This window comes from Streptomyces aurantiogriseus, from assembly GCF_014649375.1.
Classification (GTDB): Bacteria; Actinomycetota; Actinomycetes; order Streptomycetales; family Streptomycetaceae; genus Streptomyces; species Streptomyces aurantiogriseus.
In genome coordinates this window covers 1-19,004 of record NZ_BMSX01000038.1, presented here as the reverse complement: position 1 = coordinate 19,004, position 19,004 = coordinate 1, and the positions used below count along the sequence as shown (strand labels likewise).

Sequence of the window (19,004 nt, the reverse complement as noted above, 5' to 3'; positions counted from 1 at the left end):
AGACCCCCCGATCCGCGGCGCGGAGCGGCGAAGATCGCCGCTTCCGTCCCCCTCGCGTGCGTTTACCACTCTCCGGCCCGGTTTCAACCCCGTCAACGGAAACGGCCGATGAGCCCGTACCCGGTCTTCACAAGGCCCGACTTTCGGTCAGGGGGCCGCGCCTGAAATAGTTCCCGACGATGTTCGACATCCCTAGACTCCCTGTGATGGGGGTAACTCGGGGGACTACTCAGTGGGGCATGGAGTGCCGGAACTCGTACTGGAATTGAACGGACGCACCTGGACGCTGGATCCGTCCAGGTCCTACACCCTGGGACGCGATCCGCAGGGGGACATCGTCCTCGACGACGCCAGGGTCTCCTGGCGTCACGCCACGGTCAGCTTCAACGGCCGTGGTTGGGTCCTCGAGGACCACGGCAGCACCAACGGCACGTTCGTGCAGGGCCAGCGGATCCACCAGGTGGAGCTCGGTCCGGGCTCGGCGGTGCACCTCGGCAACGCGACCGACGGACCGCGCCTGAACCTCTCCGGAGCCGCGGCGGGCGTCGCCGTGCCGCAGGCTCAGCCACAACAGCAGCCGTACGCCGCGCAGGCCGCGAATCCGGGCTGGGCCCAGCAGGCGCCGCAGCCGCAGGCCGCCGCAGCGGCCCCGCAGGCAGGCTGGCAGCAGCCGCAGCCGCCCGTGGCGAAGGTCCCGCAGCAGCAGGGCTCCGGCGTCGGCGCGGGGGCGCCGCCGGTCTACGGCGACCGCAGCCCGACCACGTTCCACCAGTTCTCCCTCGGCCGTGTGATGCGCATCGGCCGTGCCCTGGAGAACGACCTGGTCGTCTCCGACCTGCAGGTCTCGCGCCACCACGCCGAGTTCCACTCGACGCCCGACGGCCGCATGGAGATCCGCGACCTCGGCTCGCACAACGGCACGTACGTCAACGGCCAGCCGATCGCCAAGGGCGGCGCACAGCTGCTCGGCCCGACCGACATCGTCGGCGTCGGCCACTCCACGTTCCGGATCGTCGGCGACCGACTCGAGGAGTTCGTCGACACCGGTGAAGTCTCCTTCTCCGCACGTCACTTGACGGTCACCGTCGACGGCGGCAAGCAGATCCTGAAGGACGTCTCCTTCGGCGTCCCGGAGAAGTCGCTGATCGCGGTCATCGGCCCGTCCGGCTCCGGCAAGTCCACCCTGCTCAAGGCGCTCACCGGTTACCGGCCCGCCAACCAGGGCGACGTCCTCTACGACAACCGGAACCTGTACAAGCAGTTCGCCGAGCTGCGCCAGCGCATCGGTCTGGTCCCGCAGGACGACATCCTGCACAAGGAGCTGACCGTCAAGAAGGCCCTCAAGTACGCGGCCAAGCTCCGCTTCCCCGCCGACACCACGGCGGCCGAGCGCGAGGCCCGCATCGACGAGGTGCTGCGCGAGCTGAAGCTGGACATCCACAAGGAGAAGAAGGTCACCTCCCTCTCCGGCGGCCAGCGCAAGCGTGTCTCCGTGGCCCTGGAGCTGCTCACCAAGCCGTCGCTGATCTTCCTGGACGAGCCCACCTCCGGCCTCGACCCGGGCATGGACCGCGACGTGATGCAGCTGCTGCGCGGCCTCGCCGACGACGGCCGCACCGTCCTCGTCGTCACCCACTCCGTCGCCGAACTGGCCCTGTGCGACAAGCTCCTGGTGATGGCGCCGGGCGGCGCCGTGGCGTACTTCGGCCCGCCGGAGGAGGCGCTGAACTTCTTCGGCTACGACACCTGGGCCGACGTCTTCTCCGCCTTCGAGAACTACCGCGACTACGACTGGGCGGGCCGCTGGAAGGGCTCGCAGCACTACCAGATGTACGCCGCGGACATCGACGCCGTGGCCCCGCAGGCCGTACAGATGCCGGCGATGCAGGCGATGAAGCCGCCGAAGCCGCAGGGCTGGATGTCCCAGTTCGTCACGCTGGTGCGCCGCTATGTGTCGGTGATCGCCTCGGACAAGGGCTTCCTCGCCCTGTCGCTGATCCTGCCGGTCGTCCTCGGCTCGGTGAGCCTGCTCATCGACTCCGGCAACAGTCTGCTGCCCAATCCGGTCAACCCGAAGACCGGCCGGATCATCCCCAACGGCACGGCCACCACCGTCCTGCTGATCCTCGCGGTCGGCGCCTGCTTCGCGGGCGCGGCGAACTCCGTCCGTGAGCTGATCAAGGAACGGGTCATCTACGAGCGTGAGCGCGCCACCGGCCTGTCGCGCTCGGCGTACCTGATGTCCAAGGTGTTCGTGCTCGGTCTGGTCACCGCGCTGCAGGGCCTGCTGGTCGGTGTCATCGGCTTCTCCAGCCGGGAGATCCCGGAGGAGGGCGTGGTCATCGGCAACACGCTGGTGGAGCTGTGCCTGCCGATCATGGCGCTCGGTTTCACCTCGATGATGTTCGGCCTGATCATCTCCTCGCTGGTGAAGACGGCCGAGAAGACCATGCCGCTGCTGGTCATGTTCGCGATCATCCAGGTGGTGTTCACCGGCTGTCTGTTCGCCCTGAACGGCTCGATCGGTGTCAACGAGTTCTCGTACCTGATGCCGTCGCGCTGGGCGGTCGGCGCCGCGGGCGCCACGCTGGACTTCAACAAGATCAGCCCGCCCCAGGACGGCGGCGACAACGACCCGCTGTGGGAGCACACCGTCGGCGCCTGGGGCATGGACATGGCCGCCCTGATCGTCCTCGGAGTGATCTGCGGCTTCTTCGTGGCCCGCTTCCTGCGCCGCCACGAGCCCGAGGTCATGCGGAAGTAAGTCCGACATCCCAACTCACGCGGGTTGGGAAATCAAACGAAGGGCGGCACCCCTCGCAGGGGTGCCGCCCTTCGGCGTGCACGGACTCGTCAGGTCGCTCAGTAGGCGCTGTTGACGTTGTCCATCGAGCCGTACCGGTCGGCCGCGTAGTTGCAGGCGGCGGTGATGTTGGCGACCGGGTCGTAGATGTTCCAGGACGTGCCGGGGACGTGGTAGGCCTGGAAGGTCGGCGGGATGACCTGCAGCAGGCCCTTCGACGGGATGCCGTTGATGGCGTTGATGTCCCAGTTGTTGATGGCGTTCGGGTTGCCCGAGGACTCCCGCATGATGTTGCGCTTGATGCCGTCGTAGGAGCCCGGGATGCCGTGCTTCTTCATGATGTCGAGCGACTCACGGATCCAGCCGTCGAGGTTGTTGGGGTAGGTCTTGGCGACGGCCTTCTTGATCGCGGCACGCTGCACGGTCCGGCTCGCGGCCTCCTGGGCCTTGCGCTCGACAGCGGCCTTGCGGGCGGCCGCGGCCTTCTTGGCCGTGGCAGCGGCGGCCGCCTTCTTCTTCGCGGCGGTGACGGCAGCGGCGGCGGCCTTCTCCTTGGCCGCGGCGGCGACGGCCTTCTTCTGCGCCGCTATGGCCTCGACCTTCACGCTGGCGCCGGCCAGCTGGTCCGTCACGCTGGCCTTGACATCCTTCACCGGCTCGGAGCTGAAGGCCACGGGGGACGAGACGACGGCTTCCGTCGTGGTCGTCTGCGCGTTGGCCGGCACCACGGAGAAGGCGAGGGCGGTGGCGCCGATCGTGGCGGCACCGGCGATCGCGATCTTGTGAGTGTTCTTGGGCATGGTGAAGGACCTCTTCGTGTAGCGCGGAGGTCGCTCTGTTTGTCCGTCGGCGGACACGGGTGCTTTCGGCACGAACGCCACGGTAGGAACCCGAGGCGCTGAGCGACGGGAGCCATTCTTAGCGGCCGCAAAAAAGCCAGGCAAAGGTGTGACGTACGACGCCAGGTAGTGGATCAGGGAAGGGCAAAACGGGACAGACTGTCACGTCTGCCCCGTTCATGCCGGACCCTTTTGTCTCCTATTGGCCTTCGTACGTGATGTGCGCCCTATGTGCGGGCTCACACCGGATCCCGGCGAATCTCACCACGAGTTGCTGGAGCAATGCCGTGTGTGAGGGTCCTCCTCCGGGAGGAGCAGGTGCACGTCCCCGAACTCGTGCCACAGGTAGAGCCCGCGCAGCGCCTCGTCGTAACCCCGGTCGATCGCGGCCCGCCCCGCCACCGCCTCCAGCATCAGCAGATGCGAGGCCTCCGGCTCGTGCAGCCCGGTCAGCAGCCCGTCCACCACCCGCACCCCGCGCTCGGGCGTCACGACGAGATCGGTCCACCCCTCACGCGCGCGTACGACTCCGTCCGCCCCGGCCGCCGACTCCACGGCCCGCACAGCCGTCGTCCCCACCGCGATCACCCGCCCGCCCGTCTCCCACCACCCTTCCAAGGAAGCGCCTCGCGCCCTGTGCGTTCGGGCCCTGACGGCATTGATCAGCCGAGCCGACGCCTCCGGCACCGCGAACCGCTCCGGATACGGCGGCTCGTGCGCCTCCGCCGAGGCGACCCCCGTGTGCAGCGTGACCGGCGCGAACTGCACCCCCCGGCTCACCAGCTCCGTCACCAGCCGCGCCGTGAAGGGCCGCGCCGCACTCGGCATCTCCGCACTGCCCGCCCCGTCGGCCGGCGGCAGCGCGAACACCGTCTGGTACACGGACAGGGGCTGGTCCCGCTCCGTATAGGAGTAACGAATGGGCCGACCGTGCTCCCGCAGCAGCGCCGGCACCGTCCCACCGGACACCCGGGACCACCACAGCCGCCCACTGCCCCCGCTCAGCGACTCCTCCAGAACCAGCCGCACACCCCCGGCCAGCCGCACCTCCGTACCCGCGGGCCCTCCCGCACGCGCACGCGTGGTGCCCCTCCCGTCCGGATCCCGCAGCTCGACCGCCCACCGCCCGTCGTCCCCGCGCGTGGAGAAGTGCACCACCACACGCGCGTGCCCGATCCGCCCGTCCACGGCGGCCGCCAGCGTGGGCGAGGTGTTCACCACCAGCAGGTCCCCGGCCCGCAGCAGCCCGGGCAGCTCCCGGAAGGCGTGATGCGCCACCTCGGTCCCACGCGACACCAGCAGCCGTACGTCGTCCCGGTCGCGCCCGGGCCCGCGCTGCTCGGCCGGCACCCGCGCCGACAGCTCCTCCGGCACCCTCGTCCGCTCCCGACCGCGCTCGAGCGGGGAGAGGCCCGTCGCCGGCGTCATCGCCGCCCCTCCAGCAGAGCCGGCGCCGCGTACCGGCCACTCGCCGGCCGCTCGTCCAGCAACCGCAGAAAGGCCGGCACGACACTGCCCGGCTCCGGACGCGGATCGTCATCGTTCGGTACGGCCGCCGCGTACAGGTCCGTGGCCATGTCCCCCGGGTCCACCGCCCACACCCGCAGCTCCGGCTCCTCCGCGCCGAGCACCGCCGCGAGCTGGTCGAGGGCCGCCTTCGAGGCGCCGTAGCCGCCCCACGTCTCGTACGCCTCGGCCGCCGCGTCCGAGCTGACCGTGATCACCGTGCCCGCCCGCGCCCCGCGCAACAGCGGCAGCGCCTCCTGGACCAGACCCAGGGCGGCCACGACGTTCACCTCCAGCGCCCGCCGCAGCCCGTCCAGCTCCAGTTCCTCGAGCCGCACCAGTGGCTCGGCGCCCAGCGCGCTCGCGTTGTTCACCAGCAGCTCGCAGCCGCCGAGCTGCCAGGCGGCCGCCACCAGCGCGGACCGGTGCCCGGGATCCGTGACGTCCCCCACGACCGCCTCGACCCGCATCCCGCGCTCCGCGACCGCGGCCGCCGTCTCCTTCAGCACCTCCGCCGACCTGGCGTCGAGCACCAGATCCCAGCCCCGCGCCGCCAGCGCCTCGGCCAGCGCCCGCCCCAGCCCCTTCGAAGCCCCCGTGATGATCGCTACCGGCATGACAACCGTCCCCTCGTCCGACCCGCCTCCACTCGGCGGTGACCTCAACCTAGGAACGCGCCCCCGCTCACCACCTCGGACGCGAGACGGGCCTCACCGGGGCCCTTCGCCCTACACCCCCCATCCGGGGACCTGCGCCCTAGGCCTCCCGCCCTACCCCGCGGCCGTCACAGGTCCGATCCCCGCTGTCACACCCCGCCGGTACCGTGAGGGCATGAGTCAAGGCCCCCGGTCCGGCCTCGCCGCGGTGAGCTCCGCGTTGCTGGCCATGAGCAGGCACCTCGAGGTGCGCGACGTCCTCAAGACGATCGTCGCCTCGGCCCGCGAGCTGCTCGACGCGCAGTACGCCGCACTCGGCGTCCCGGACGACCACGGAGGCTTCGCCCAGTTCGTCGTCGACGGCGTCAGCGATGAGCAGTGGAAGGCCATCGGCCCCCTGCCCCGCCAGCACGGCATCCTGGCCGCGATGCTCCACGAGGCCAGGCGCGAGCGCCTCGCCGACGTGCGCAAGGACCCACGCTTCGAGGGCTGGCCGTCCGCCCACCCGGAGATGTCCGACTTCCTGGGCCTGCCCATCCGGGACGGCGACGAGGTCATCGGCGCGCTGTTCCTGGCCAACAAGCTGCGTCCTGCGGGGGGAAACCCTCCACACCCCCCGTGCTCGAAGCCGGCCGGCGGCTGCGGCTTCACCGAAGACGACGAGGAACTGCTCGCCATCCTCGCCCAGCACGCCGCGATCGCCCTCACCAACGCCCGCCTGTACGAGCGCAGTCGCGAACTGACCATCGCCGAGGAGCGCTCCCGCCTGGCCCACGAGCTGCACGACGCGGTCAGCCAGAAGCTGTTCTCCCTGCGCCTGACCGCCCAGGCCGCCGCCGCCCTCGTCGACCGCGACCCCTCCCGCGCCAAGGGCGAACTGCAGCAGGTCGCCGCGCTCGCCGCGGAGGCCGCCGACGAACTGCGCGCCGCCGTCGTGGAGCTGCGCCCCGCCGCCCTCGACGAGGACGGCCTCGTCGCCACCCTTCGCACCCAGACACAGGTTCTCGACCGCGCCCACTCCGCGCGCGTCACCTTCACCAGCCACGGTGTGCGCGCCCTGCCCGCGACCCAGGAGGAGGCCCTGCTGCGCGTCGCCCAGGAGGCCCTGCACAACGCCCTGCGCCACTCCGGCGCGGAACACGTCGACGTCACCCTCCACAAGCGCGGCCCCGGCACGGTCCTGCGTGTCACGGACGACGGCAGCGGCTTCGACCCCTCGACGGTCCGCAGGGCCGGCCGCCACCTGGGCCTCGTCTCCATGCGGGACCGGGCGAGCGGCGTCGGCGGCAGCCTGACGGTGGAATCGGCGCCCGGCAAGGGCACCACGATCGAGATGGAGGCCCCCGGTGGCTGACGCAATCAAGGTGCTGCTCGTCGACGACCACCAGGTCGTCCGCCGGGGCCTGCGCACCTTCCTGGAGGTGCAGGACGACATCGAGGTCGTCGGCGAGGCCTCCGACGGCGCCGAAGGGGTCGCCCGCGCCGAGGAGTTGAAGCCCGACGTCGTCCTGATGGACGTCAAGATGCCCGGCATGGACGGCGTCGAGGCGCTCCGCCGACTCCGCGAACTCGACAACCCCACGCGCGTGCTGATCGTCACCAGCTTCACCGAACAGCGCACGGTCGTCCCGGCCCTGCGCGCGGGCGCCGCCGGGTACGTCTACAAGGACGTCGACCCCGACGCCCTGGCCGGCGCCATCCGCTCGGTGCATGCCGGTCACATCCTGCTCCAGCCGGAGGTCGCGGATGCCCTCCTCTCCCAGGAGGAGGCCAACTCCGGCCAGGGCAGAGGCGGTTCGCTGACGGAACGCGAGCGTGAGGTCCTCGGTCTGATAGCGGACGGCCGCTCCAACCGCGAGATCGCCCGAGCCCTGGTCCTGTCCGAGAAGACCGTCAAGACCCACGTCTCGAACATCCTGATGAAGCTCGACCTCGCCGACCGCACCCAGGCCGCCCTGTGGGCCGTACGCCATGGGGTAGCCGGCTGAAACGCGCTCCTGCGCACAACCGGAGGCATTCCGGGCGCCCATGCGGAGGAGTCTCCTCCGGTCCGAGATTCATACCGTCGTGGGAATGTCCCCCGGATGGCGCATCCTCCGCCGACCGCCCGCGTTCTTCAGTGCGTGCTGCGGCGACTGCCGCGGCCATCACTAGGAGGGGTCAGAAAGTGAAGAACCTGAAGAAGGCAGCGGCCGTGACGATGGTGGCCGGCGGCCTGCTGGCCGCGGGCGCCGGCATGGCCTCCGCCACCTGCGGCGCCTCGGCCGACGGCGTGGCCAAGGGCTCGCCGGGCGTCGGTTCGGGCAACGTCGTCCAGGCCCCGGTGCACATCCCGGTCAACGTCGTCGGCAACAGCGTGAACGTCATCGGCGCCCTGAACCCGGCCTTCGGCAACCAGGGCCTCAACCACTGAGGTCCCTCCTGGACCCACCCTGCCTCCCGGCCTCCCCCGGCCCACCCCGGGGGAGGCCGGTCCCCTTTTTTCGGTCCCCGATCCCCCGAACCCACCCTCACTGCCGCCGACACCCCCCGACGCCCCGAAACCCCTGCCCCCGACGCAAGCCCCGAAGCCACGACACACACCCCTGCACAACCCGCCCGGCTCCGGGCATACGCGCCGCCAAGCTCCGGACGTGCATGCCTCCAAGCTCCGGGCGCGCGTGCCTCCAAGCTCCGGACGTGCATGCCTCCAAGCTCCGGGCGCGCGTGTGGTCAAGCCGCGGTGGCGTGTCCGCCAAGCTGCGGGGCATCCCCCGCCCAGCTGTGGGGCAAGCCCCCCGCCCAGCTGCGGGCATGCGTGCCGCCTGGGGCGGCACGGGTGGGCGCAGGCGGCACCCCGTAGCGCCGGGCTGCGCACCCCACCCCCCAGCGCCAACCCCGGCCGGCACTCGACCGACGCTGACCTCGCCCAGCCCTCACTCGCCCAGCCCTCAGCTCACTCGACGCTGACCTCGCCCAGCCCTCACCTCACCCGACGCTCACCTCGCCCAACCCTCACCTCGCCCCCCGCTCCAGCTCCTCCACATACGCGTTGTAAGCCGCGACCTGCGCCCGCCGAGCCGTCCGCTCCACCGGCCGCAACGCTTCCCTCCGAGCCCCCATCTCCGACGCACTCACCGCACCCCCATGCCCGTTCTCATAGGCAAGGGAGATCAACAGCCCCACCCGTTGGGCCAACTCCAGCACCCGCACCGCCCGCGGCGGATACCCCGGCGCCAACACCTCCCGCTCCCGCTCGGCCCGAGCCCGGTACGCGTCGATCGCCGCCTCCGCCACCGGCCCGGACGCCGCCACGTCCAACCGCGACAAGACCGCCGTAGCATCCCGCAGAGCCTCCGCCAACTCCCGCTCCGCCTCGCCCAGCGACGGCACATCGGCAGGCGGCGCCTCCCGCACAGGGAGGCAGTGCCACACCACCTCGACGTGCACATCACCGGAGGGCCCGGCCTCGTACACCTCCGGCACCAGCCCGAACGCCGCGCCATGACAGACCACGGCCTCCTCGGCCTCCAACGCCCGCGCGTTGAACTCCGGCGGCCCGCTCAACCCCAGCGGATGCCCGGGCGCGGGCAGCGCCACCCGCAGCCCCTTCACACCCACCGCCCGCAGCCGCCCCAGCGCCAGCGTGAGCCCGACGGGCGCCGCCTCGCCGGGCAGCCCCTCCACCCGGTGCACGGCGTCCTCGCCGACGATGGCGAGCACGGCGTCGTCCGGAGAGACAAGTCCGGCCAACAGGGCATTTCCCCAAGCGGCAAGGCGACCAGAGCGCGGTTCCGAGAGCATGCCCCCACCCTAAGGACCGGACCGATGGAACTGCTCACCCGACCGGTGGCGTAGATTTTCCTGGAGGGCCGCGCCCACCCGCGCGCGGCGGTCCGAGCCACAGGCGTACGCGACGACCGAGTCCGGCCACACTGCAAGGGGAGACAACGCGCTCATGAGCGATGTTCTGGAGCTTCAGGACGTATCCGTGGTCCGTGAGGGCCGGGCTCTCGTGGACCAGGTCTCCTGGTCGGTCAAGGAGGGCGAGCGCTGGGTCATCCTCGGCCCCAACGGCGCCGGCAAGACGACTCTGCTGAACGTCGCGTCCAGCTACCTCTACCCCAGCCAGGGCACCGCCACCATCCTCGGCGAGACCCTCGGCAAGCCCGGCACCGACGTCTTCGAACTGCGCCCCCGCATCGGCATGGCCGGCATCGCCATGGCCGACAAGCTTCCCAAGCGCCAGACCGTCCTGCAGACCGTCCTGACCGCCGCGTACGGCATGACGGCCCACTGGCAGGAGGACTACGAGGAGGTCGACGAGCAGCGCGCCCGCGCCTTCCTCGACCGCCTCGGCATGAGCGAGTACGTCGACCGCAAGTTCGGCACCCTCTCGGAGGGCGAGCGCAAGCGCACCCTCATCGCCCGCGCCCTGATGACCGACCCCGAGCTGCTCCTCCTCGACGAGCCCGCCGCCGGCCTCGACCTCGGCGGCCGCGAGGACCTCGTACGCCGCCTCGGCCGCCTCGCCCGCGACCCGATCGCCCCCTCGATGATCATGGTCACGCACCATGTCGAGGAGATCGCCCCCGGATTCACCCACGTCCTCATGATCCGCCAGGGCAAGGTCCTCGCCGCGGGCCCGGTCGAACTCGAACTCACCTCCCGCAACCTCTCCCGCTGCTTCGGCCTCCCCCTCGTCGTGGAGCAGGTCGGCGACCGCTGGACCGCCCAGGGCCTGCCGCTGTCCTGATCGCTGTCCCCGACCGCCCCCTTTCGCGCCCTGTCGGCGGCACGACCCGCGGTCCTACCATGAACGCGTGAACGACATCGACGCGTGGGTGTGGTGGCTCGTCGGCGCGGCAGCGCTCGGAATCCCGCTCGTGGTGACCGCGATGCCCGAGTTCGGCATGTTCGCGGTCGGCGCCGTCGCGGCCGCGGTCGCCGCGGGCCTCGGTTTCGGCACCGTCGCTCAGGTGCTCGTCTTCGTCGTCGTCTCGGTCGCCCTCATCGCCGTCGTACGGCCCATCGCGGCCCGGCACAGCGCACAGCGACCCCAACTCGCCACCGGCGTAGACGCCTTGAAGGGGAAACAGGCCGTCGTACTGGAGCGTGTCGACGGCACCGGCGGGCGCATCAAGCTCGCCGGCGAGGTCTGGTCGGCCCGCGCCCTCGACACCGACCGCACCTACGACGTCGGCGAGGAAGTGGACGTCGTGGAGATCGAGGGAGCCACAGCGATCGTCATCTGACCTTGCACAACTCCCGCACGACGCAAGTGAACCGAACGCACCACGAGCCACACGACGGTCTGTCACACTCGACCAGCAAGATCTTCAACAGCCCATAAGATCTTCCGAAAGTGCCGAGGCGGAGAAGGGTACGGGGAGCGCGATGGAACCGGTCATCATCGTCTTGATCATTCTGGTGGTGTTGGTCTTCATCGCCCTGATCAAGACGATCCAGGTCATCCCGCAGGCGAGCGCCGCCATCGTCGAGCGCTTCGGCCGCTACACGCGGACGCTCAACGCGGGACTCAACATCGTCGTCCCCTTCATCGACACCATCCGCAACCGCATCGACCTGCGTGAACAGGTCGTGCCGTTCCCACCCCAGCCGGTGATCACCCAGGACAACCTGGTGGTCAACATCGACACGGTCATCTACTACCAGGTGACCGACGCGAGGGCGGCCACCTACGAAGTCGCCAGCTACATCCAGGCGATCGAGCAGCTCACCGTCACCACGCTGCGCAACATCATCGGTGGCATGGACCTGGAGCGGACCCTGACCTCCCGCGAGGAGATCAACGCGGCGCTGCGCGGCGTCCTCGACGAGGCCACCGGCAAGTGGGGCATCCGCGTCAACCGCGTGGAACTGAAGGCCATCGAACCGCCCACCTCCATCCAGGACTCGATGGAGAAGCAGATGCGTGCCGACCGTGACAAGCGCGCCGCGATCCTCACCGCCGAAGGCACGCGTCAGGCTGCCATCCTCACCGCCGAGGGCGAGAAGCAGTCCCAGATCCTGCGCGCCGAGGGCGAGGCCAAGGCCGCCGCCCTGCGCGCCGAGGGCGAGGCCCAGGCCGTCCGCACGGTCTTCGAAGCCATCCACGCCGGCGACCCGGACCAGAAGCTTCTCTCCTACCAGTACCTCCAGATGCTCCCGAAGATCGCCGAGGGCGACGCCAACAAGCTCTGGATCGTCCCCAGCGAAATCGGCGACGCCCTCAAGGGCCTCTCCGGCGCCATGGGCAACTTCGGCCCCCTGGGCGGCGGTTCGAACGGCGGCAACCACGGCAACGGCAACGGCAACGGAACAGAACGCCGGGAGAAGCCGCAGATCGACTAGTGGCACTTCCTGAGCGCCGTGCGGTTCCCCAATCCTTCAGGGGAGCGGGGAACTGCCCGACCAGCCACAAACCACCCACGCGAACGAACTACCTGAACCCCCACGCGAAAAACGCTAAGCCGCGTCAACCGTCAACCACTCCGGCAGCGCAGCCAAGTCCTCCTGCCCCAGCGCCAGCAACATCGCGTCCTGAGGCGTCGGCTCGAACGGCTGCCGCAGCAACGGCATCCCCGCCTGCTCAGGAGTCCGGTCCGCCTTACGGTGGTTGTCCTCCGCACACGAGGCGACCGTGTTGAGCCAGGAGTCCTGACCACCCTGAGCCCGAGGCACCACATGGTCCACCGTGGTCGCCCGCCGACCGCAGTACGCGCACCGGTGCCGGTCCCTGACCAGCACACCCCGCCTCGACCACGGAGCTTGTCTTCGGAAGGGCACCCGCACGTACCTGCACAGCCTGATCACCCGGGGCGCCGGTATGTCGACCGCGGCTCCACGCATCCGCAGTTCGGGGTGGGCCTGCTCGACGACAGCCTTGTCCTGAAGCACCAGAACGACGGCTCGGTTCAACGTCACCGTCGACAGCGGCTCGAAGCTCGCGTTCAGTACCAGCGTGTCCCGCATACCAGCCCACCTCCCGTGTGCACCGGCCCACCCCATGGCGGGCTGGGATCAACTCTGGCCGGGCACGCCGAGATGGACAACGCAATATCTGCTGCTCCCACGGGGGGGTGACCCCCGCGACCCCCGGCAACAAAAATGCCCGCCCCTGATCACTTCCAAGACCAGGGACGGGCAAACGTTGAATGAACGATGAGCTTACTCAGCCCACCGCCTCAACTCTGCGCGGGATTCTCGTACTCACCGATCAGCTGCGCCCGCGCGATCGTGTGGAACCGCAGGTTGAACCCGACGACCGCAGGCGAGGCGTCCGCGTCCGGACCGAGCTTCTCCTGGTCCACCGCGTACACCGTGAAGACGTACCGGTGCGGCCCGTCCCCGGGCGGAGGCGCGGCCCCACCGAAGTCCCTCGTCCCGTAGTCGTTGCGGGCGTGAACGGCACCTTCCGGAAGCCCCTCGAACTTGCCGCCGCCCGCACCCGTCGGCAGCTCGGTCACCGAGGCCGGAAGGTCGAACAGCACCCAGTGCCAGAACCCGCTGCCCGTCGGCGCGTCCGGGTCGTAGCAGGTCACGGCGAAGCTCTTGGTCTCCGGCGGGAAACCCTCCCACCGCAGGTGCGGCGAGGTGTTCCCCGCCGCGTGGACCTGCGCCTCCCTGAGCGTCGCACCCTCCTGCACGTCCTCGCTCGTGACCGTGAACGACGGCACCGGCGGATGGAAGTCGTGGGGGAGTGGCCGCCTCTTCAGCTCGGTCACCTCGATACCTCCTGAACGATCGGAAACGATCCACCCGCGAGCCTACGACCAACACGGCGTCACCTACGGTTGCGCCCATGCCCTCTCAGAGATCCTTTACGAGCCGCAGACGCCGAAGAACTCTGGCCACCGTCCTCCTGTCCGTCGCCACCACCCTCGCCACGACCCTCGTCGCCGCACCGACCGCGGACGCGAGCGGCACCCGCACCTCCGACGACAAGCTGATCGGCACCCAGCAGATCCTCTTCCGCTCCGGCACCGGCGGCTACGGCTGCTTCCGCATCCCCACTCTGATACGCACCAAGGCGGGCACCCTCCTCGCCTTCGCCGAAGGCCGCCACTCCCCGTCCTGCGCCGACCGCGGCCCCATCGACATCGCCGTCCGCCGCTCCACCAACGACGGCCGCACCTGGGGCCCGATACGCACCGTCCTGTCCGGCAGCGCCACCGACCCCGAGGCGCCGTACACCCGCGACAACACCACCCCCGTCGCCGACGAGACCACCGGCGACGTCTTCCTCGTTTCCACCGGCGAACCAGCCACCCGCGGCACCCGCCTGCCGTACGTCCAGAAGAGCACCGACGACGGCCTCACCTTCGACGCACCCCGCGCCATCCCCCGGCTCAGCGGCAAGAACACCGGCTGGTTCGCCACCGGCCCCGCGCACGGCATCCAGCTCAAGAACGGCCCCTACGCCGGCCGCCTGGTCGTCGGCGCGTACGAGAGCCCCTCCGCCACGACCCAACTGGCCGGCGTCCTCTACAGCTCGGACCACGGCGAGACCTGGCAGGCGAGCACCACCGCGAACTCCTACGTCGCCGGCGAGCTCAAGCCCACCGAAACGGCGGTCGCCGAACTCGACAACGGCGACGTCTACATCGCCTCCCGCAACGAGCAGGACGACACCAAGCCGCACCGCACCCACGTCATCAGCACCGACGGCGGCACCACCGTCGGCCGCCACACGGTCGCGGGCCTGACCACACCGCAGATCCAGGCCCCGGTCCTCACCCTGCGCCACACCTACCGGAACAACCCGGGCGACACCCTGATCCTGGCCGCGCCGAGCGGAAACAGCGCCCGCGAGAAAATGCGCATCCGCTACTCCACCGACCGCGGCACCACCTGGACCGACGCCCCGAACGGCCAGATCAACGCCGAGCGCGCCGGCTACTCCGACCTCGCCGAACTCACCGGCGGCGAGATCGGCCTGATCTACGAGGGCGGCGCGAACTTCTCCGCCGCGAACATCTACTTCAACCGCTTCGCACCCACGACGATCGGACTGCCGGGCACCTTCGACGGAACGATCCTCCCGCAACCCACCCCCGGCGCCGGCCCCACCACCCCCGACACCACGCCGGACGCCAACGACGCCTACCTCACCGGCCTTCCGACCCCGGTCAGCGGCAGATTCCGGCAGGCCCTCGACTTCCCCAGCCCCGGCGGTCACGCCGACATCCCCTACAGCCCCACCATCGACCCGGGCTCCGGCGACGTCACGTACTCCCTGTTCTTCCGCCACCAGGCGACGTCGACCACACCCCAACGCGCCCTGCTGTGGGCCTACGGCTACAACGCCGTCGAACCACAGCTCTGGATCCGCGCCGTCCCCAAGGACAACCAGATCGTCGCCTGGGCCGAGGGCTCCGGCAGCCGCTTCAGCCTCACTCTCCCGGCCCCGGACGGCTCGGCCGCCTACGGAGACGGAGCCTGGCACCACCTGACCCTCGTCCGCGCCGGCGACCAGATCCGCCTCGCCGTCGACGGAACCACCGTCACCCGCACCGGCCTGACCGGATCGCTCACCTCACCCCGCGCCTCCGGCGTGGACGGCATCCGCCTCGGCGCCAAACCCGACGCCACCGCGAGCGACACCTTCACCGGCGCCCTCGACGAGTTCCGCCTCTACCGCACCGCCCTCACGGACGCCCAGCTGGCAGAGCTGCGCACCAAGAACACCGCCACCGGAGCGGAGAACGCCCTCGCGGCCCACCTCCCCTTCCAGACCGTCGACACCGCCGACGAACCCGAACTCACCAGGGTCGCCATCGAGGACGACATCTCCGCCAACTGCGCCGACGCGACCCTCCTGCTCGCCTCCGGCGCCACGCCCCGCGTGACCGCCGACAGCCGCATGGGCCTCGGCGCCCTCCCCGTCGCCACGGACCGCCCGGGCCTCGAAGTCCCCTACGTACCCGCCCTGGACACGGCTGAGGGCGACTTCACCCACACCCTCTGGTTCCGCTACAGCGCCACACCCACCACCCCCAACGCCGTCCTCCTGTGGGCCTACGGGACCACCTCGGGACAACCCTCCCTCTGGATCCGCACCCGACCCCAGGACGACCAGCTCTACGCCTGGGCCGAAACCGACCAGGGCAGGGTCAACTTCGCCCTCCCCGACCCGGACACCACCCGCACGGCCTTCGGCGACAACCAGTGGCACCTGCTGACCGCCACCCGCACCGGCACCACCTTCAGCGTCTCCGTCGACGGCACCCACACCCAGCAGGCCGACGGCCTGACCGGCTCCTTCACCACCGGCCGCACCACCGTCCCGGGCCTGCGCCTCGGCTCCCGCCCCGGCACCACCGAGATCCTCACCGGCACCCTCGACGACTTCCGCCTCTACCACCGCGCCCTCACGGCCACCGAACTCACCAAGATCACCGCACCCACCTCGGGCACCGGCGCCTACCCCACCGGCAGCTTCGTCTGGTGGCCGATGGAGAACGGCACCACCCAGACCCACGACATCGTGCGCCCCGCCTCCGGGCCGGCCACCCCGGACGCCTCCGTCCACTGCAACCACGCCTACGCCCGCGGCAACCCCGGCTTCTCCGGAACCTCGGGAGCCTTCGGCGGCGCCATCGACCTCGACGGAACCGACGACTCCGTCGAACTCCCGTACACCGCGTCAAAGGCCCTCGGCACCGGCGACTTCACCCTCGCCACCTGGCTCCGCTACGACGCCACCACGGCCACCGGAACACCGGTACTCGCCTGGGCCTACGGCATGGGAGCCCCCGAACGGCAGTTCTGGCTCCGCGCGGAACCAGGATCCCAACGCCTGGCCGCCCTCATCCAGACGGAGAGCGCCGCCACCACGGCCTACGCACCCGACACCGCGTTCCGCACCGGCAGTCAGTGGCACCACGTCGTCCTCCAACGCAAGGGCACCCAACTGACCCTGTCCGTCGACGGCGTGACCGGCACCCCCGGCACCGTCCCGGCAGGATCCCTCACCTACGGCGACACCTTCGACGTGACCGGCCTCTACCTCGGCGTCCGCCCCGACGGCGCCGCCTCCACCCGCCTCAAGGGATCCCTCGACGAGTTCCGCCTCGTCCGCCGCGCCCTGACACCGGAGGAACTCGCCACCCTCCGCGAGACGAACACCGACCCCGTGGACCGGGCCACGGTCGTCCACCTCCCCTTCGAGAAGGTCACCACGCAGGGCTACTCCCGTATGTAGTGCCCCAACACATCCAGCGCCCGGACACACACCCGGACACACACCTGGACACACACAGGGGCCCGGAACACCGACGGCGTTCCGGGCCCCTGCCAGTGCGTCAGTACGTCTCAGAACCAGTTGCGCTTGCTGCCGACCTCGGACAGCCACTGGTTGAGGTACGCCGTCCAGTCGGTCCCCTGGTAGTCGTTCAGGCCCACCTGGAACCACCGGAAGGTGTCACTGCCCTCGCTGAACAGCCCCGGCTTCTTGTCCATCTCCAGCACGACATCCATCGTCTGCGCGTCGGCCACAAAGCTCAGCTCGACCTGGTTCAGCCCCCGGTACTGCGTCGGCGGGAAGAACTCGATCTCCTGGTAGAAGGGCAGCTTCTGCCGCGTACCCCGGATGTGACCGCGCTCCAGGTCCGCGTTCTTGAAACGGAAGCCCAGCTGGATGAACGCGTCCAGGATCGCCTTCTGCGCCGGCAGCGGGTGCACGTTGATCGGGTCCAGGTCACCGGAGTCCACGGCCCGCGCGATCTCCAGCTCGGTGGTCACACCGATGCTCATCCCGCGCAGCGTCTGCCCGTCGATCATCGTGATCGGCGTCTCCCACGGGATCTCAAGACCGAACGGCACCGCGTGCACCGCGTTCGCCTGCAGCTCGAAGGCCCCGCCGAGCCGCTGCTTCGTGAACTCGATGTCCTGCTTGTACTCCTGGTCGCCGCTCTCGACCTCGACCTTGGCCTGCAGCCCGACCGACAGCCCCTCGATCTGCTGGTTGACGGACCCGCCCTGAATCCGCACCTCACCCTGGACGACGCCGCCCGGGACGACGTTGACCTCCGTCAGCACCGTCTCGACCGAAGCCCCACCGGCCCCGAGACTCGCGAGCAGCTTCTTGAACGCCATGACTCTCCCTCTACGACCTGTACGACGGGATCCTTGATCCCTAGAAACGCGATCCGGCCGTGGCCGGTTCCGCCCTCACACCCTGGCAAGCCGAGTGCCCGCCGACCACCCCGACGCACCCACTCGTCTCCACTACGCTCGGAGTGCATGATCGCGACCCCCGACCGTACGCCCCTGCCCCGGTCCTTCTTCGACCGCCCTGTCCTGGACGTGGCCCCCGACCTCCTCGGCCGCCTCCTCGTCCGCACCACCCCGGACGGTCCGATCACCCTCCGCCTCACGGAGGTCGAGGCCTACGACGGCCCGAACGACCCCGGCTCCCACGCCTATCGCGGCCGCACCGCCCGCAACAGCGTGATGTTCGGCCCGCCCGGCCACGTCTACGTCTACTTCACTTACGGCATGTGGCACTGCATGAACCTCGTCTGCGGCCCGGACGGCAAGGCGAGCGCCGTCCTGCTCCGCGCCGGCGAGGTGATCGAGGGCGCCGAGCTGGCCCGCAAACGTCGACTCTCAGCCCGTGACGACAAGGAACTGGCCAAAGGCCCGGCCCGGCTGGCCACGGCCCTGGACGTGGACCGAGCCCTCGACGGCACGGATGCCTGCGCTCCCGGCGAGACACCGCTTCGGATACTGACCGGCGCCCCCGTGCCCTCCGACCAGGTACGCAACGGTCCGCGCACCGGGGTCGCCGGTGACGGCGGGAACGGCGACGTCCACCCCTGGCGCTACTGGGTGGCCGACGACCCGACGGTGAGCCCCTATCGGGCCCATGTCCCCAGGCGCCGACGAAGTTGACTCGCCCTTGACGGGGGCGTAACGTAGCCCGAGCCGCTTGAACCGGGTACGGCATTCGCCAGCAGCCGGAAGCGGCCAACCCACTACCTACAACGCCCCTCAGCGGGAGCGAATTCGGCGTGCCTGCATGCCCGAATTCGACTCGCAGGAACTCGATTATGAGTTGCCGAGGGAGTCGGCTAACGTAGTGAATGTCGAAAGGCCGACGGGCGAAAGCTCAAAGCCTCCAGACAAATCCCGCCGACCGGGAATCAGACACCGAAAGGATCTGATAGAGTCGGAAACGCAAGACCGAAGGGAAGCGCCCGGAGGAAAGCCTGAGAG

The 19,004-nt window shown here is 70.1% G+C and carries 15 protein-coding genes and 1 pseudogene; 9 read left to right on the top strand and 7 right to left on the bottom strand.

All coding sequences use genetic code 11. The features are described 5' to 3' along the window. The first annotated feature begins 244 nt into the window (after positions 1 to 244). Entirely contained in the window at positions 245 to 2,764 is a 2,520-nt protein-coding gene (locus IE263_RS44650; protein ID WP_189943874.1) for an FHA domain-containing protein, read from the top strand. A 98-nt stretch (positions 2,765 to 2,862) separates the two neighbouring features. Here the strand turns inward: IE263_RS44650 and IE263_RS44645 are convergent, their stop codons facing one another. The 3 genes from IE263_RS44645 to IE263_RS44635 all read right to left on the bottom strand — a co-directional run bounded on the left by IE263_RS44645 (position 2,863) and on the right by IE263_RS44635 (position 5,765). Further along, positions 2,863 to 3,603, bottom strand: coding sequence for a transglycosylase SLT domain-containing protein (locus IE263_RS44645; RefSeq protein ID WP_189943873.1), 741 nt, complete (start codon positions 3,601 to 3,603; stop codon positions 2,863 to 2,865). A 300-nt stretch (positions 3,604 to 3,903) separates the two neighbouring features. Continuing rightward, positions 3,904 to 5,070 carry an S-adenosylmethionine:tRNA ribosyltransferase-isomerase gene (locus IE263_RS44640; protein WP_189943872.1) on the bottom strand — a complete coding sequence of 389 codons (1,167 nt, stop codon included), beginning with the start codon at positions 5,068 to 5,070 and terminating at the stop codon, positions 3,904 to 3,906. Next, positions 5,067 to 5,765 (bottom strand): SDR family NAD(P)-dependent oxidoreductase, encoded by a 699-nt coding sequence (locus tag IE263_RS44635; RefSeq protein WP_189943871.1) that lies wholly within the window; start codon positions 5,763 to 5,765, stop codon positions 5,067 to 5,069. Before IE263_RS44635 ends, IE263_RS44640 begins: the two co-directional genes overlap by 4 nt. A gap of 214 nt (positions 5,766 to 5,979) precedes the next feature. On the opposite strand from IE263_RS44635, the gene IE263_RS44630 reads away from it, so the two are divergent. The 3 genes from IE263_RS44630 to IE263_RS44620 all read left to right on the top strand — a co-directional run bounded on the left by IE263_RS44630 (position 5,980) and on the right by IE263_RS44620 (position 8,217). After that, positions 5,980 to 7,158 (top strand): GAF domain-containing sensor histidine kinase, encoded by a 1,179-nt coding sequence (locus tag IE263_RS44630; protein WP_189943870.1) that lies wholly within the window; start codon positions 5,980 to 5,982, stop codon positions 7,156 to 7,158. Continuing rightward, a complete protein-coding gene (locus IE263_RS44625) occupies positions 7,151 to 7,792 on the top strand; it encodes a response regulator (RefSeq protein WP_189943869.1) in 642 nt (213 codons plus the stop codon). Before IE263_RS44630 ends, IE263_RS44625 begins: the two co-directional genes overlap by 8 nt. Positions 7,793 to 7,971: 179 nt before the next feature. Beyond that, positions 7,972 to 8,217 carry a chaplin gene (locus IE263_RS44620; protein WP_189943868.1) on the top strand — a complete coding sequence of 82 codons (246 nt, stop codon included), beginning with the start codon at positions 7,972 to 7,974 and terminating at the stop codon, positions 8,215 to 8,217. Between the two features lie 581 nt (positions 8,218 to 8,798). Here the strand turns inward: IE263_RS44620 and IE263_RS44615 are convergent. Then, on the bottom strand, positions 8,799 to 9,587 hold the full coding sequence (locus IE263_RS44615; protein ID WP_189943867.1) for an Rv1486c family protein: 789 nt from the start codon (positions 9,585 to 9,587) through the stop codon (positions 8,799 to 8,801). A 154-nt stretch (positions 9,588 to 9,741) separates the two neighbouring features. Between IE263_RS44615 and IE263_RS44610 the strand changes: the two are divergent. The 3 genes and pseudogenes from IE263_RS44610 to IE263_RS44600 all read left to right on the top strand — a co-directional run. Next, positions 9,742 to 10,272: pseudogene (locus tag IE263_RS44610) on the top strand (ABC transporter ATP-binding protein); the annotation flags it as partial. Positions 10,273 to 10,606: 334 nt separating this feature from the next. Then, entirely contained in the window at positions 10,607 to 11,038 is a 432-nt protein-coding gene (locus tag IE263_RS44605) for an NfeD family protein (protein ID WP_189943865.1), read from the top strand. A 142-nt stretch (positions 11,039 to 11,180) separates the two neighbouring features. Beyond that, positions 11,181 to 12,137 (top strand): SPFH domain-containing protein, encoded by a 957-nt coding sequence (locus IE263_RS44600; RefSeq protein WP_189943864.1) that lies wholly within the window; start codon positions 11,181 to 11,183, stop codon positions 12,135 to 12,137. Between the two features lie 114 nt (positions 12,138 to 12,251). On the opposite strand, the gene IE263_RS44595 is transcribed toward IE263_RS44600, so the two are convergent. Both IE263_RS44595 and IE263_RS44590 read right to left on the bottom strand, forming a co-directional pair. Then, positions 12,252 to 12,758: an HNH endonuclease gene (locus IE263_RS44595; protein ID WP_189943863.1), complete on the bottom strand. Its 507-nt coding sequence runs from the start codon at positions 12,756 to 12,758 to the stop codon at positions 12,252 to 12,254. A gap of 212 nt (positions 12,759 to 12,970) precedes the next feature. Beyond that, complete coding sequence (locus IE263_RS44590; protein ID WP_189943862.1) at positions 12,971 to 13,510, bottom strand: YbhB/YbcL family Raf kinase inhibitor-like protein; 540 nt, start codon at positions 13,508 to 13,510, stop codon at positions 12,971 to 12,973. Between the two features lie 77 nt (positions 13,511 to 13,587). Here IE263_RS44590 and IE263_RS44585 point away from each other — a divergent pair, with 77 nt between their 5' ends. After that, positions 13,588 to 16,989, top strand: coding sequence for a LamG-like jellyroll fold domain-containing protein (locus IE263_RS44585; protein ID WP_189943861.1), 3,402 nt, complete (start codon positions 13,588 to 13,590; stop codon positions 16,987 to 16,989). 110 nt (positions 16,990 to 17,099) lie between these two features. Here the strand turns inward: IE263_RS44585 and IE263_RS44580 are convergent, their stop codons facing one another. After that, positions 17,100 to 17,882: a sporulation protein gene (locus IE263_RS44580; protein WP_189943860.1), complete on the bottom strand. Its 783-nt coding sequence runs from the start codon at positions 17,880 to 17,882 to the stop codon at positions 17,100 to 17,102. 147 nt (positions 17,883 to 18,029) lie between these two features. On the opposite strand from IE263_RS44580, the gene IE263_RS44575 reads away from it, so the two are divergent. Beyond that, complete coding sequence (locus IE263_RS44575; RefSeq protein WP_189943859.1) at positions 18,030 to 18,680, top strand: DNA-3-methyladenine glycosylase; 651 nt, start codon at positions 18,030 to 18,032, stop codon at positions 18,678 to 18,680. Positions 18,681 to 19,004 lie beyond the last annotated feature (324 nt).

Coding starts and splice junctions, on each gene's coding strand:
- IE263_RS44645 (WP_189943873.1), bottom strand. CDS start 3,603: ATGCCCAAGAACACTCACAAGATCGCGATCGCCGGTGCCGCCACGATC.
- IE263_RS44640 (WP_189943872.1), bottom strand. CDS start 5,070: ATGACGCCGGCGACGGGCCTCTCCCCGCTCGAGCGCGGTCGGGAGCGG.
- IE263_RS44635 (WP_189943871.1), bottom strand. CDS start 5,765: ATGCCGGTAGCGATCATCACGGGGGCTTCGAAGGGGCTGGGGCGGGCG.
- IE263_RS44630 (WP_189943870.1), top strand. CDS start 5,980: ATGAGTCAAGGCCCCCGGTCCGGCCTCGCCGCGGTGAGCTCCGCGTTG.
- IE263_RS44615 (WP_189943867.1), bottom strand. CDS start 9,587: ATGCTCTCGGAACCGCGCTCTGGTCGCCTTGCCGCTTGGGGAAATGCC.
- IE263_RS44600 (WP_189943864.1), top strand. CDS start 11,181: ATGGAACCGGTCATCATCGTCTTGATCATTCTGGTGGTGTTGGTCTTC.
- IE263_RS44595 (WP_189943863.1), bottom strand. CDS start 12,758: ATGCGGGACACGCTGGTACTGAACGCGAGCTTCGAGCCGCTGTCGACG.
- IE263_RS44585 (WP_189943861.1), top strand. CDS start 13,588: ATGCCCTCTCAGAGATCCTTTACGAGCCGCAGACGCCGAAGAACTCTG.
- IE263_RS44580 (WP_189943860.1), bottom strand. CDS start 17,882: ATGGCGTTCAAGAAGCTGCTCGCGAGTCTCGGGGCCGGTGGGGCTTCG.
- IE263_RS44575 (WP_189943859.1), top strand. CDS start 18,030: ATGATCGCGACCCCCGACCGTACGCCCCTGCCCCGGTCCTTCTTCGAC.